The sequence below is a fragment of the Streptomyces sp. NPDC002793 genome, from assembly GCF_040295485.1.
GTDB lineage: Bacteria > Actinomycetota > Actinomycetes > Streptomycetales > Streptomycetaceae > Streptomyces.
Genome location: NZ_JBEOVL010000011.1, coordinates 22749 through 36659, shown reverse-complemented (window position 1 = coordinate 36659; position 13911 = coordinate 22749). Strand labels below are relative to the sequence as shown.

10 protein-coding genes and 3 pseudogenes are annotated in these 13911 nt (G+C 71.0%); 5 read left to right on the top strand and 8 right to left on the bottom strand.

Annotated features, from left to right (window positions below; genetic code table 11):
- Positions 1-76: 76 nt before the first annotated feature.
- Both ABT001_RS13030 and ABT001_RS13025 read left to right on the top strand, forming a co-directional pair.
- Positions 77-1447: a cellulase family glycosylhydrolase gene (locus ABT001_RS13030; RefSeq protein WP_351276085.1), complete on the top strand. Its 1371-nt coding sequence runs from the start codon at positions 77-79 to the stop codon at positions 1445-1447.
- 76 nt (positions 1448-1523) lie between these two features.
- Positions 1524-1962, top strand: a pseudogene (locus ABT001_RS13025) (class I SAM-dependent methyltransferase).
- Positions 1963-2124: 162 nt separating this feature from the next.
- On the opposite strand, the pseudogene ABT001_RS13020 reads toward ABT001_RS13025, so the two are convergent.
- Positions 2125-2478 (bottom strand): annotated as a pseudogene (locus tag ABT001_RS13020) (helix-turn-helix domain-containing protein); the annotation flags it as partial.
- 233 nt (positions 2479-2711) lie between these two features.
- On the opposite strand from ABT001_RS13020, the pseudogene ABT001_RS13015 reads away from it, so the two are divergent.
- A pseudogene (locus ABT001_RS13015) lies at positions 2712-3056 on the top strand (zinc-binding dehydrogenase); the annotation flags it as partial.
- A 32-nt stretch (positions 3057-3088) separates the two neighbouring features.
- Complete coding sequence (locus tag ABT001_RS13010) at positions 3089-3418, top strand: putative quinol monooxygenase (RefSeq protein ID WP_351276083.1); 330 nt, start codon at positions 3089-3091, stop codon at positions 3416-3418.
- 62 nt (positions 3419-3480) lie between these two features.
- On the opposite strand, the gene ppk2 is transcribed toward ABT001_RS13010, so the two are convergent.
- The 5 genes from ppk2 to ABT001_RS12985 form a co-directional block, all read right to left on the bottom strand.
- On the bottom strand, positions 3481-4431 hold the full coding sequence (gene ppk2 / locus ABT001_RS13005) for a polyphosphate kinase 2 (RefSeq protein ID WP_351276081.1): 951 nt from the start codon (positions 4429-4431) through the stop codon (positions 3481-3483).
- A 77-nt stretch (positions 4432-4508) separates the two neighbouring features.
- Positions 4509-5528 carry an iron-siderophore ABC transporter substrate-binding protein gene (locus tag ABT001_RS13000; protein ID WP_351276079.1) on the bottom strand — a complete coding sequence of 340 codons (1020 nt, stop codon included), beginning with the start codon at positions 5526-5528 and terminating at the stop codon, positions 4509-4511.
- A 31-nt stretch (positions 5529-5559) separates the two neighbouring features.
- Complete coding sequence (locus tag ABT001_RS12995; protein WP_351276077.1) at positions 5560-6381, bottom strand: ABC transporter ATP-binding protein; 822 nt, start codon at positions 6379-6381, stop codon at positions 5560-5562.
- Positions 6382-6430: 49 nt separating this feature from the next.
- Entirely contained in the window at positions 6431-7504 is a 1074-nt protein-coding gene (locus ABT001_RS12990) for a FecCD family ABC transporter permease (protein ID WP_351276075.1), read from the bottom strand.
- Positions 7501-8568, bottom strand: coding sequence for a FecCD family ABC transporter permease (locus ABT001_RS12985; RefSeq protein WP_351276073.1), 1068 nt, complete (start codon positions 8566-8568; stop codon positions 7501-7503). Before ABT001_RS12985 ends, ABT001_RS12990 begins: the two co-directional genes overlap by 4 nt.
- A 161-nt stretch (positions 8569-8729) precedes the next feature.
- On the opposite strand from ABT001_RS12985, the gene ABT001_RS12980 reads away from it, so the two are divergent.
- Positions 8730-9317, top strand: a complete 588-nt coding sequence (locus ABT001_RS12980) for an MSMEG_1061 family FMN-dependent PPOX-type flavoprotein (protein WP_351276072.1) — start codon at positions 8730-8732, stop codon at positions 9315-9317.
- Here ABT001_RS12980 and ABT001_RS12975 read toward each other — a convergent pair.
- Together ABT001_RS12975 and ABT001_RS12970 are read right to left on the bottom strand one after the other, a co-directional pair.
- The gene (locus tag ABT001_RS12975; protein ID WP_351276070.1) at positions 9314-10705 is read right to left on the bottom strand and encodes a hypothetical protein; all 1392 of its coding nucleotides are present in this window, start codon (positions 10703-10705) and stop codon (positions 9314-9316) included. The genes ABT001_RS12980 and ABT001_RS12975 overlap by 4 nt on opposite strands.
- A 91-nt stretch (positions 10706-10796) precedes the next feature.
- A complete protein-coding gene (locus ABT001_RS12970) occupies positions 10797-13883 on the bottom strand; it encodes a glycoside hydrolase family 3 N-terminal domain-containing protein (protein ID WP_351276068.1) in 3087 nt (1028 codons plus the stop codon).
- Positions 13884-13911 lie beyond the last annotated feature (28 nt).

Below are 13911 nucleotides of genomic sequence, written 5' to 3'. Positions count from 1 at the left end.
CGGGCTCATGGACCCTGGGAGCGCTCCCACGCTCCTCGGCCCCCCACTGCTTCCGTTCCGCACGAGGAGGAGCACCATGAAACGCCTGTTCGCCCTACTCGCGACCTTCGCGACCGTCCTGGGCCTCACCGCAGCATTCAGTCCCCCCGCCGCGGCGGCCTCCGGCTGCAAGGTCGACTACACGGTCACCAGCCAGTGGTCGGGCGGCTTCCAGGGCGGAGTGAAGCTCACCAACCTGGGTGCTCCCGTCACCGGCTGGACGCTCGGCTTCACGATGCCGGACGCGGGCCAGAAGGTCGTCCAGGGCTGGAACGCCACCTGGTCGCAGTCCGGCTCGCTCGTCACCGTCGCGGGTGTCGACTGGAACCGCACGCTGGCCACGGGCGCTGCGACGGAGGTGGGATTCACGGGCTCCTTCACGGGCGCCAACCCGAAACCCACGGCGTTCACGCTCAACGGCGTCGCCTGTACGGGCTCCCTCGAGGAAGAGCCCCCGACCGACCCCGACGGCACCCCCGTGGACATCAACGGGCAGCTCCACGTCTGTGGCGTGAACCTGTGCAACCAGCACGACCGCCCCATCCAGCTGCGGGGCATGAGCACGCACGGCATCCAGTGGTTCGACCAGTGCTACAACGCCGCGTCCCTGGACGCGTTGGCGAACGACTGGAAGTCGGACCTGCTGCGCATCTCCATGTACGTACAGGAGGACGGCTACGAGACCGACCCCGCGGGATTCACCGCCCGCGTGAACGAACTGGTCGACATGGCCGAGGCCCGTGGCATGTACGCACTGATCGACTTCCACACGCTGACGCCGGGCGACCCGAACCACAACCTCGACCGCGCGAAGACGTTCTTCGCCTCCGTCGCCGCCCGTAACGCCGGCAAGAAGAACGTGATCTACGAGATCACCAACGAGCCCAACGGCGTGAGCTGGTCGGGCATCAAGAACTACGCCGAGCAGGTCATCCCCGTGGTCCGGGCAGCCGACCCGGACTCCGTCGTCATCGTCGGCACCCGTGGCTGGTCGTCACTGGGCGTCTCGGACGGCTCCGACGAGAGCGAGATCGTGAACAGCCCCGTCAACGCGGCCAACATCATGTACGCGTTCCACTTCTACGCCGCGAGCCACAAGGACAACTACCGCTCCGCACTGAGCCGGGCGGCCTCGCGACTGCCGCTGTTCGTGTCCGAGTTCGGCACGGTGAGCGCCACCGGCGGCGGCGCGATGGACCGGGCGAGCACCACGGCCTGGCTGGACCTGCTCGACCAGCGGAAGATCAGCTACGCGAACTGGACGTACTCCGAAGCACCTGAGAGCAGCGCGGCGTTCAAGCCCGGCACATGCAACGGCAGCGACTACAGCAGCAGCGGTGTGCTGACCGAGTCCGGGGCCCTGCTCAAGAGCCGGATCAGCACGCCCGACAGCTTCCCCACCGGCTGACGCACGGCGGTGATGGCGTGAGTCCGGTCAGCGCCCGTCCGGGACAGGCCGGCTGAGGAGCTGATGGACTCACGCCATGACGCCGTCACCGCCCCGCCTCGTCCGCACACTTCAGCGGTTCCACGCCACCCACCCCTGGGACCACAACGCCCACTACCACCGGTGGATCCTGCGGAGGCTCCCCCGCCGCGCGACCAGGGCGCTGGACGTCGGATCAGGCAGCGGTGACCTCGCCAGGCTCCTGGCCTCACGGGCCACTGCGGTGCACGGCATCGACGTCGACCCCACGATCGTCGATCACGCCCGGCAACTCACCGACCCCGCCGCCCCGGTGACCTTCCATGGTGCCGCGCCCCGCCTCCATGACCGCCCCGACCCGACCGGCGACCCTGACCTTCGCGGAGATCGTCCGTGACGCCCGCCAAACGCTGCCCGGTGCGCGACTGCGCCGACGGCTGTCCTGGCGCTACACCCTGGTCTGGCACCGGCACCAAGAGGGCGCTTCCTTGCCTTGACGACCGCTGGAACCGAAGGTCGGCCGATCCCTCCGGCAGGGGTGGTCGTTGGGAGAGTACGGACACGAGAAACGGACATAACGCCCGGATTTCTGTCCGTAACTGCACAATGACCGAAATCCTCAGTGGTGCGCGGGAGAGCGTGGTGCCGTAGGCCCGCATCTTGCGGTAGATCGTCGTACGGGAGATGCCGAGCCGCTGCGCCGCCAGCAGTTTGTTGCCGTCCGCCTCCAGCAGAGCCTGGACCAGGGTGTCGCGTTCGGACGTCTCCCAGGCGCTGAGGGACCGGCTGCCCGCACTGTGCAGGGACGGGGGCAGATCGCCGCCCCCCGCTCCACCTGGTCGCCCCCGGCGACGACACCGTGGTCCGCCCCGATCGAGACGGCCAGGTCCACCGCGTCGGGATTGCGGTCCACGACGACGATCTCGGCGGCCGTGACGGCCTTCAGCACCTGTACGCCGATGTGCCCCAGTCCGTCTCGTGCTGGCCAACTCCGCCGCCTCGGCCAGGCTCACCGGCGACGACCACCGCCTGCTGCACGAGGCCGCCGCCGAGCTGGGGCACGCGCCGCGCACCCGGAAGCAGGTGCGGCTGACCGGTGGGGAGGCCGTCCTGATGCGCTGCCGCCAGGTCGACAGCTCGGCGGGCGCGGCCGGATACCTGCTGGAGCTGGCCTTCACGGACGGCCCCTCCGACCGGACCCCGTCCTGCGTACGGTCGCCGCCGGCCGCCGTACGTACCGGATCGAGCTCGCGAGCTGACCGGCGGGCTGGGGGCGGAGGCGGTCAGCGACTTCGTCGGCGAGGGCGGCTCCACCAAGGACGGCGTCGGCATGCTGCGTCCGGCGGGCGAATACCACGTGGTCGGTTACGGCGAGAACATCGATGCGCCAACCATCGATATCATTTCCGCCGAGATCAATTTCATCGGCAACCTGGTCGGCTCCTACAACGACCTGTGCGAGCTGATGGTCCTGGCGGCGCAGGGACGCGTGAAACTGCACACCGTCACGTACCCTCTCGACCGCTTCCAGGACGCCCTGGACGATCTCGGGAACGGCCGGATCCGGGGACGCGCGATCCTCGTTCCATGACCTCCGGCCTTGACGACGAAGGAAGTGCCCTCTTGATTTTCATCACCGTGAAGTTCCGTGTCCGCCCCGAGCACGCCGACCGGTGGCCCGAGGTGGTGGAGGAGTTCACCCGGGCGACGCGCGCCGAACCGGGGTGCCTGTGGTTCGACTGGTCCCGCAGCCTCGACGATCCGACGGAGTACGTCCTGGTCGAGGCCTTCCGGGACGACGAGGCCGGTGCCGCGCACGTCGGCTCCGCGCACTTCAAGGCCGCGCAGCGGGACCTGCCGCCCCATCTCGTGGCGACGCCCCGGGTCGTCAACGTGAAGGTGCCGCAGGACGACTGGTCGCAGCTCGGCGAGATGGCGGTCGTCGAGAGCTGACGCGGGCCGTGGACTCGCGAGGGGGGTGGCACACACGTGGTGTGCCACCCCCCGGTGCACTACTAGGGGTGGTCCCCCGGCCCCTCCGTGTTCGGGGCGAGGCGGGTGGGCGACAGGGCGGTGTCCTCCTCGCCGGGCTCCAGCAGGGTCGCGGCGGCGCCCACGATGAGGGGGTCCGGCTTGCCCACGGCGTCGGCGTCCTTCGCCGCGTAGTCGACACGGGCGAGGAGGCTGCGCATCGCTTCGAGGCGGGCCCTGCGCTTGTCGTTGCTCTTCACGACGGTCCACGGCGCGTGCTCGGTGTCGGTGGCGCGGAACATGTCGATCTTCGCCGTGGTGTAGTCGTCCCACCGGTCGAGGGAGTCGATGTCCGTGGGCGAGAGCTTCCACTGGCGCACCGGGTCGACCTGGCGAATCGCGAAGCGGGTGCGCTGCTCGGCGCGGGAGACGGAGAACCAGAACTTGACGACGGTTATCCCGTCGTCGACGAGCATCCGCTCGAAGTCCGGGCACTGCTGGAGGAAGAGCTCGTACTCGGGCGGGGTGCAGAAGCCCATGACGCGTTCGACCCCGGCCCGGTTGTACCAGGAGCGGTCGAAGAAGACGATCTCGCCGGGCGCCGGGAGGTGGGCCACGTAACGCTGGAAGTACCACTGCCCGCGCTCGCGGTCCGTGGGCTTGTCCAGGGCCACGATGCGCGCGCCACGCGGGTTGAGGCGCTCGGTGAAGCGCTGGATGGTGCCGCCCTTGCCGGCCGCGTCCCGCCCCTCGCAGACCACGACGACCCGCGCCCCGGTGTCCTTCGTCCACCGTTGCAGTTTGAGCATCTCTATCTGCAGGATGCGCTTGATCCGCTCGTACTCCCCGCGGCGGATCTTGCGGTCGTACGGGTAGTTCTCGCGCCACGTCTTGATCGGCCGGCCCGCCGCGTCCAGCAGGATCGGCTGCTCCGGCCTGCTCGTGTCGACGGTCAAGCCGTCCAGCAGCTGCTTCTCCACCTGGTCACGGTCCACCCGGTCAAGCCTGTCACCCGTTCGCGCTCCGCGCCACCAGGTGACGCGGGGCGCGGGACGCGACGTGGTGCGGTCGCCTACTTCATCTTCTCCGCGAAGAGCGGGACGACCTTGTCGATCGCGTAGCCGGTCGACAGCACCGAGTCGGTGGCGAACGCCTGGCTGATGCCCTGGTCGTCGAAGACGAGGGAGTGCCCCGCCTTCACCGACGGGACCGCCTTGTACAGCGGGTCGTCGCTGATGTCGGTGGCCGGGATGCCGATGGGGGACATGACCGTCAGGTCGGCGTCGAGGAGGTCCAGGTTCTCCTTGGAGACGGAGATCGAGAAGCCCTCACCGGCCTTGGCCTCGACAGCCGGGTTGTTCTCGAAGCCGAGGCGCTCGACGAAGTCGACGCGCCCGGTGCCGGAGACATAGGCGCCGTAGCCCTCGGAGGTACGGGAGCCGAGCGTGATCGTGCTGCCCTTGAACTCGGGGTGCGCCTTCACGGCGTCCGCGAACTTCGCCTCGGTCTCGGCGATCAGCTTCTCGCCCTTCTCCGGGACCCCCATGGCGGCGGCGACCATCTCGGTCTGCTTCTCCCAGGAGAGCTTGTACTGGTCGCCGCCCTCGGGCACGCCCACGGTCGGGGCTATCTTGCTCAGGGTGTCGTAACGCGTCTGATCGCCGCTGGACTTGGTGTCCAGGATGAGGTCAGGCTGCAGGGACGCGATCTTCTCGAACTCGGGCTCCAGGGTGCCGATCATCTGGGGGCTCTTGTCGTACCTGCCCTTGGCCCACGGCCCGACGCCCTCACCGCCGAACGCCAGCCAGTCGCTCGCCCCGACGGGCTGACCGCCGAGGGCGAGGACCGTCTCGGCGTCGCCCCAGCCGAGCGCGACGATGCGCTTGGGGGCCTCGTCGACGGTGACCTCGCCGAACTTCGTCGCGACCTTCGCGGGGAAGACGCCCTCGGCCGCGCCGCCCGAGGAGGAGGCGGAATCGGAGCCCGCGGTGTCCTCGGAGGAGCCGCAGGCGGCCAGGCCGACGAGGAGGGCCGCGACGGCGCCTGCCATCAGGACCGGGGTACGGCGGGTACGTGGAGCGGAAGTGTTCATATCGCTTAGGCTAGCCTAATCTAAAAGGTGATCATGGTGCGGGGCGGACCACCGCGCCCCGCACATGATGACGGCCCAGCGGCACCACCATCGGCGTCGCCGACGCCGGGTCCTCCATCACCGAGCAGCGCATCCCGAACACCTCGCTGACCAGCGACTCCGTCACGATGTCGGACGGCCGGCCCTCCGCGACGATCCGCCCGTCCTTCATGGCGATCATGTGGTCGGCGTAGCGGCAGGCCAGATTCAGGTCGTGCAGCACCGCCACCATCGTGACGCCGTGCTCGTGGTTCAGGTCGGTGAGCAGGTCCAGGACGTCCAGCTGGTGACTGGCGTCCAGGAAGGTCGTCGGCTCGTCCAGCAGCAGGATGTCCGTACGCTGCGAGAGCGCCATCGCGATCCACACCCGCTGGCGCTGGCCGCCCGAGAGTTCGTCCACCGGGCGTTCGGCGAGGTCCAGGGTGCCGGTCGAGAGCAGCGCCTGGGCGACCGCCTCGTCGTCCTCGGCGCCCCAGCGCCGGAACCAGCCCTGGTGCGGATAACGCCCACGCCCGACAAGATCGGAGACCGTGATTCCCTCCGGGGCGGACGGACTCTGCGGGAGGATGCCGAGCACGGCGGCGACCTCCTTCGTGGGCATCTCCTGGACGCTCCGGCCGTCCAGCAGCACCGCACCCTCCGAGGGTGCGAGCAGCCGTGCCATCGCCCGCAGCAGGGTCGACTTCCCGCAGGCGTTCGGGCCCACGATGACCGTGATCCTCCCCGGCGGGACGCTCACGGTCAGGCCGGAGACGATCTCCCGGTCGCCGTAGCCGAGACGGACGTCCTGGGCTCGAAGAGTGTGCTCAGCCATGGCCCGGCCACGCCTTTCCTTGTCGTCGTCCGTCAGAGGTGTCCGCACGTCAGCCACCGCTGCCCCCACGGTTGGCGCGGGCCAGGAGCAGCAACAGGTAGGGGGCGCCGATGATGCTGGTCACCACGCCGACCGGCAGCTGGACCGACGGCAGCAGGTGCTGTGCGCCGAAGTCGGCGACCAGGACGATCAGGGCCCCGGTCAGCGCCGCGTGCGGCAGGGCGGCGCCCTGGCCCGGGACCAGACGGCGGGCGATCGGCCCCGCCACGAACGCCACGAAGTTGACCGGCCCCGCCGCCGCGGTCGCGACGCCCGCGAGGGCGGTCGCACAGCCCAGCAGCGCCAGCCGGCCGGGCTCGACGCGGGCACCGAGACCGGCTGCCGTGTCGTCCCCGAGCTGGAGGGGGCCCAGGGCGCGGGCGGCGAGGACGGTGAGCGGCACGAGCACGGCGAGGGCGGTCAGCAGCGGCCACATCTGGCCCCAGGAACGGCCGTTGAGGGTGCCCGTCAGCCAGAGGTACGCCTCCTGCGCGTCGGCGGTGTCGGAGCGGGCCATCACGTACCAGACCACGCTGCTCAGCCCGGTGCCGAAGCCCACGCCGATCAGCACGAGGCGCTGGCCGGCGACGCCCTGGCGCCAGGCGAGCAGGTAGATGGCGGCACCGGCGGCCAACGACCCGATCAGGGCGCTCCCGGACAGTGCGAGGCCACTGACCTGGAAGAGCAACGAGGCGGTGACGGCGACCGCGCTCGCCCCGGCGCTGATGCCGATGACATCCGGGCTGGCCAGCGGGTTGCGCAGCACGGACTGGAAGACGGCTCCGGAGAGCCCGAAGCCGATACCGACGAGTACCGCGAGCAGGGCGCGGGGCAGGCGGAGTTCCAGCACGACGAACCGAGAGCCGCCGTCACCGCCGCCGAACAGGGTCTCCACGACCTTGCCGAGCGGCATCACCATGTCGCCGACGCTGAGCGAGACGGCGAACATCGCCACCACGGCGGTCAGCAGGCCGGCCGCCACCAGCACGGAGCGCCGGCGCCCTCGGCCGCGTACCCGAGTCACCGTGCGTACGGCGTCCGCGAGGCGGGCGTCGGGCGTCTCCTTGATCGGGGGCCCGGTCACAGTTCCACCTGCTTCCTGCGCCGGACGAGCCAGATGAAGGGGATGCAGCCGATCGCGGCGGTGACCACGCCCACCTGTACCTCGCCGGGCGGGGCGACGACCCGGCCGACGATGTCGGCGACGAGCAGCATGACCGGCGCGAGCACCATGCTGTACGGGAGCACCCAGCGGTAGTCGGGGCCGGTGATGAGCCGGGCGGCGTGCGGTACGGCGAGGCCGACGAAGCCGATCGGGCCGGCGACGACGGTCGCCGCACCGCACAGCAGCACCACAGCGAGTGCCGAGGTCAGCCGGGCGAGGCCGACCCGCTGGCCGAGGCCGCGGGCCAGGTCGTCGCCGAGGGACAGGGCGTTGAGCTGCGGGCCGAGAAGCAGTGCGAGGACGGCTCCGGCCGCGACGAACGGGGACACCTGCCACAGCACGTCCGCGTCCCGGGCGGTGAGCGCGCCGAGCTGCCAGAAGCGGAATCGGTCGTAGCTCTCGCGGTCCTGGAGCAGGACCGCGCTGGTCACGGACGTGAGAACGGCGCTCGTCGCCGCGCCCGCCAGTGCCAGCTTCACCGGGGTGGCGCCCTCCCGGCCGAGCGAGCCGACGCCGTACACGAGGAGTGCGGCGAGGAGCGCGCCGAGGAAGCCGAACCAGATGTACTGCGTGGCGACCGTGAATCCGAAGAAACTGATCGAGCACACCACGGCGACCGAGGCGCCCGCGTTGATGCCGAGGAGCTGGGGATCGGCGAGCGGATTACGGGCCACGCCCTGCATCACCGTGCCCGCGAGGCCGAGCGCCGCACCGGCCAGCAGTCCCGCCACGGTGCGGGGGATGCGAACCTCCTGGACGATGAGCTGGCCCTTGACGCCGAGGTCCGGGTCGAACACGCCGTCCAGCACGTCGCCGAAGGCCACGTCACCGGAGCCGACCGCGAGACTCGCGAGGACGGTCAGCACCAGAACGGCCACGGAGGTGAGCAGTCCGAGGGCCAGGACGGGGCGGCTGCGCGCCCGCCGCCGCTCGGGCGTCCCAGCCTTCCGTTTCTCTGCTCCCTGGAGAACCGGGCCGCTCACAGCCGGTGCACCCGGGGCGGCGACATGCGGTTGCGCACTGTTCCTCACCCTTGCTTGTCGCCCCCGGGACGGGGCGCACCCGCGAGCATAAGTAAGGTGAGCCTAACAGTGTGCCAGGTCAGCGATCCGCTGCGGTGCCCCCATGAGCTACGGAGAACCCCTTGTCGAACGCCGCGCCCACGGCTACCACCGCCGACGTGCTCCCGCCCGGCGGTGCCCCCCTGGCCGGGGCGGTGTCCCTGCGGTCGGCCGAGCAGCTGCGCGAGATCCTGGGCGAGCCGTGGCCGATCGTCATCGACAAGGTCCACGAGGAGCTCACCGAGGACGACCTGGACTTCCTGGCCCGTGCGCCGTTCTGTGCCGTGTCGACCTCCGACGCCGACGGCAACTGCGACACCTCCCCGCGCGGCGGGGAGCCGGGCTTCACCCGCGTCCTGGACCCGCGCACCCTCGTGCTGGCCGACCTGCCGGGCAACCGTCGCGGCGACAGCTTCCACAACATCCTGTCCAACCCGCACGTCGGGCTGCTGTACCTGATACCCGGCGCGATGACCGTCCTGCGGATCAACGGCCGGGCCCGCATCCTCACGGACGCCCCCGTCTTCGACGAGATGACGGTGAAGGGCCGGCGTCCCGACCTGGCGCTGGTCGTGGACATCGACGAGATCTACCTGCACTGCCCGGCCTCGCTCAAGCGGTCAGGTCTCTGGGCCCCGCAGACGTGGGAGGGCGCGGCGGAAAAGGCCTAGAACCCGCCGTCGAAGCCGCCGCCGCCTCCGAACCCACCGCCGTCGCCGAAGCCTCCGCCGTCCCCGAAGCCGCCGAAGCCGGACGAGTCGAAGTCGGAGCCGGAGACGTCGCCGCCGCCCCAGTCGCCGCCCCCGCCGCCGAAGTCACCGCCGCCGTACTCCGTCGCGTACGCCGGGGTGGCGAGCATCGAGCCGAGCATGGTGCCGACCAGCAGGCCAGGGAGCAGGCCGCCGCCGAAATAGCCGCCGGCCCAGGGGCCGTAGGCGGGGCCCGCCTCCCAGTAGGGGCGCCGCTGTCCGCCGCCGACGTCGACCGTGCGGCTCATCGGGTCCTCGCCCTCGCGCAGCCGGACCTCGTCGGCGCCGCAGACCGGGACCTCGCGGGCCGCGCCGCCGGACGGCGTCCACCGGACGTCCGCGACCGAGGGCCCGTGGCGCGGGTCGAAGAAGCAGGGGGGACGGCGTGCCGGGAGCGCGCGGCCCTCGCGGCGGGCCTCCAGGACAGCGAGGGAGAAGCGGCCGTCCTCCAGGGCCTTGGTGACCCCGCGTACGTCGGAGGGGTGCTGGGCGTTGCCCATGCGGGACTTGGCGTCCTCGTAGGAGTCGAGCGCGCGTTCGTAGTCGATGCGCATCGCGTCGTCGGCGCCCTTCTCGGCGGGGTGGAAGTCCAGCCGGTCCAGGGTCTCGCCGTACGCGGTGATGTCCTCGTCCACGACGACCCGGAGCCGCTCCAGGGCGGCCCGCTCCTCTTCCTCCTTGCGCTTCCTGTTGCGGCGGACGACGGCGAACGCGGTGCCTCCGCCCACGAGGACGACGCCGCCGAGGACGATCAGTCCGGCCACCGGTACGCCGTTCTCCGCGCCGTCACCGGCACCGCCGTCGGACCAGGAGGCCGGGGCACTGCCCTTGGCCTCGTCGACGGCGCGGTCGACGAAGGCGTTGAGCTGAGTCGCGGCGGACGTGTCCGTGCCGGATGTCTCCACGGCTGTGGTCAGGTTGTCGACGGCCCGGACCGGCATGACCTGCGGGTCGGCGCCCGCGTCGAAGGCGTCGCCGAGGCGGACCGCGTAGACGCCGGTGATCCCGGTGTCGGTGCGCAGGTTCCGCAGGAGGTTCTCGGGCGGGTACTCCGAGGTCGCCGGCAGGACGGCCACGAAGACCGGCTTGTCGGCGTCCGTGATCTTCTTCTCCAGGGCGGCCTCCTGGGACGCCGAGAGCTGACCGGACGCCGCCGGGTCGACGTACACGGGGCCCTGGCGCAGGGCGCGGGCCGCGTCGTCGATCGTGGTGGGAGCGGCGGCCTGGGCAACGGGGACCAGGGCCAGCACGGCCGCCGAGAGCATCAGCAGCAGGCAGGCCCACAGGGGAGCGAACAGCCTTTTCCGCATACTCCGAAAGTAACCCGAACGGGCGCGAAATGCGTTGCCCGTCCGGGTCACGTTCGAGCTGTTACACGGCTGCCCGCCGCACAGCTGCCTGCTACACGGCGCGGTATGCCGTGCGCAGTTCGGCCACCGCTCCGGTGAGGTCGCCGGTGAGCAGCAGGTGATCGGCGTCCGCGAACGGCTTCGACACCGCCTCGGTCAGCCTCCCACCGGTCTCCTGCTGGACCAGGAGCCTCGCCCGGTCCACGATCTCCTTGCCCGCAGCGGTCTTCCCGAGGCCCGCCCGCTCCGCGAGCCGGGCGGCGACTGCGAGGCCGGAGAGGGTGGCTTCGCCGCCCGCCGGGGCCTTGCGCAGGGTGGTCAGTCCCCAGCCGTACGGGAACTGCGGGTCGTACGCCGTGTCGCCGACGTTGACCGGTAGCTGCGCCTCGGACTTCGGCCAGGTCACCGGGAGCTGCCCGGTGAAGGCCCGCTTGCCGTAGAGGACGTCGGCGACGCCGTCACCCTCGGTGCCCGGCAGCCAGGAGGCGACCAGGGCGTCGATGTCGCCGAGGCGGTCGCCGAGGAGCTGGGGTCGGCCCGAGACGACGAGGACCGCGCACTCCATGGCCGCGCAGACCGTGTCGACGGCCTTCTTGTCGGCGTCGGTGAGCTCCAGGTCGTGGCCGTTGCCGACGTCCCCGATGCCTTCGGCGTACGGCTTCTCGCCGACGACCACGACTCCGACGTCGTACCCGTCGGTGGGGGCGGTGGCGTCCTGGGAGAAGGTGGTCGAGGAGGTGTTCTTCCCGATGGCCTTCAGGATCGTCGTGCCCGGGGTGGTGGCACCGGAGGCGCCCTGCCAGCTGACGGTCCAGCCGCCGGCCTGGTTGCCCAGGTCGTCCGCGTTCGATCCGGCGACGTACACCTTCTGCGACGGCTTCAGCGGGAGCACCGCGCCGTCGTTCTTCAGCAGGACCTGGGACTTCGCGGCTGCCTCGCGGGCGACCGCGCGGTGTCCGGCGGAGCCGACCTCGTCGAGGTTCGACGTGTCGGCGTACGGCTTCTCGAAGAGGCCGAGGCGGAACTTCTGGGTCAGGATCCGGGAGACGGCGTCGTCGATGCGCGACCGGCTGATCCGGCCCGCGGTGACCTCGTCCTGGAGCGTCCTCGTGAAGTCCTGGTACGCGGTCGGGACCATGATCATGTCGAGGCCGGCGTTGACCGAGGTGCGGACGTCGCTCGCGTAGTCACCGGGGATCTGGTCGATGGCCTGCCAGTCGCTGATGACGAAGCCCTCGAAGCCCATCCGGTCCTTGAGCACGCCGTTGATCATCTCGGCGTGGGCGTGCATCTTCACCGGGCCCGCGTCGTCGCCGAGGACGTCCAGCGAGGAGTACGACGGCATGACCGTGCCGACGCCCCGCTTCACGGACTCGGCGAACGGCGAGAGGTGGACCGCTTCGAGCTCCTCGCGGGTGACCTTCGTGACGCCCTGGTCGATGGTGTACGAGCCGGTGGTGGACGAGCCGAACTCCGTGCCGCCGTCGCCGACGAAGTGCTTGGCGCTGGCCAGCACCTTGTCGTTCCGGTCGAGGTCCTTGCCGGACGGGCTGCCCTGCATGCCGGTGATGACCGTCTCCATGGCCTCGACCAGGGCCGGGTCCTCGCCGTACGCCTCGTAGGAACGGCCCCAGCGCTCGTCACGGGTGACGCACACGCAGGGGGCGAAGTCCCATGGGATGCCGGTGGCGCGCACCTCGCTCGCGGTGACGGCGCCCGTCTTCCCGGCGAGCTTCGGGTCGCGGCCGGCGCCGATGCCGATGTTGTGCGGCATGATCGTCGCGCCGATCACGTTGTTGTGGCCGTGCACCGCGTCCGCGCCGTAGATCAGCGGGATCTGGAAGCGGGTCGCCTGCGCGCGCAGCTGGTAGGCGTCGGTCATCTTCGCCCAGGCCTCGGGCGTGTTCGGGGTGGGTACGGAACCGCCGCCGGAGAGCAGCGAGCCGAGGTCGTACGTGGCGATGTCGCCCTGCGACCTCAGTGCGTTGCGCTCGGCCTGGGTCATCTGGCCGGCCTTCTCGGCCGGGGACATCCGCGCCAGGAGGTCTGCGACGCGCTTCCTCACCGGGAGCTTCGCGTTCTGGTACGGCAGCCCGTGGGCGTCGATGACGACCTGCGGGTTCTCCTTGGGCGCCTTCGCCCCGGTGACGGTGAGTTCCAACGGGATCGTCTCCGCCGACTCGGCGCCCTCGTCCTCGGCGGTGGCCACGGAGACGGTGTGCGTGGTGCCGGAGGCGGTGCCCGCGGGGAAGGTGTGCGTGCCGGTGACCGGGGTGTAGTCCTGGTCCGCGCCGGCGCTGCCGCCCTTCGTGGCGTACGCGACGGTGACGGGCTCCTCGATGGGGAGGGAGCCCGTGGTGGCGACGGAGATCTCGATGTCCGCGGTGGCGCCCTCCGTGACCGGGTGCACGGCCGAGCCGACGACGACGCTCGACTTCAGGGCCGGGTCGGCCTTCCCGTACAGCTCGACGGCGTCCATGGCGAAGGAGCCGGGGGCACCGGTCGGCAGGGTGAGGGCGTAGCCCCACATCTCGTTCAGGCCGAGGACCTGGTCGATGCCGCCGACGGGCTGGTAGTCGGCCCGGTAGACGAAGTCCGCGAAGGGGATCTCGACCTGGTGCCAGCCCTCCCAGTCGTCGGTGAAGGAGGTGGTCCACAGCTCGGAGGCACCGCCGTTCGCGCCACCGTCCTTGATCTCGAAGTTGATCCGCTTCCCCGAACCGGGCGGCAGGGGCGCGGTGTTCTGGCCGTACCACCAGAAGCGGATGCCCTGGTGCGCCGTCCAGTCCTTCGGGGGCTGGTCCACGGCGAACTCGTGGCTGAGCCCGCCGTAGGCGCTGATGTCGTAGGTGCCCTGGAGGACCTGGGCGCCTTCCGGGGCGTCGGCCCGCTCCTTCAACTCCAGAGCGGGGTGGTCGTCGGCGTCACCGCCCCAGGTGAACAGGGCGTCGGCGGGCGGGTTACCGAGGGGGACCTCGCCCTCGAAGCGGTCGACGAGGACGGGCGCGGGCTCGTCGCCGTCGGCCGCCGCGCTGGGGACGGCCCCGGCGAGCAGGGAGGCGAGGACCGTGGCTGCGGCGAGTGCGGCGGTCACCGGTCTCGCCCGGTGGCGGGCGCGGGCGTGAGGTGTGCGGGGCATGGAGGACTCTTCTCTGCTCCGGTGGTGG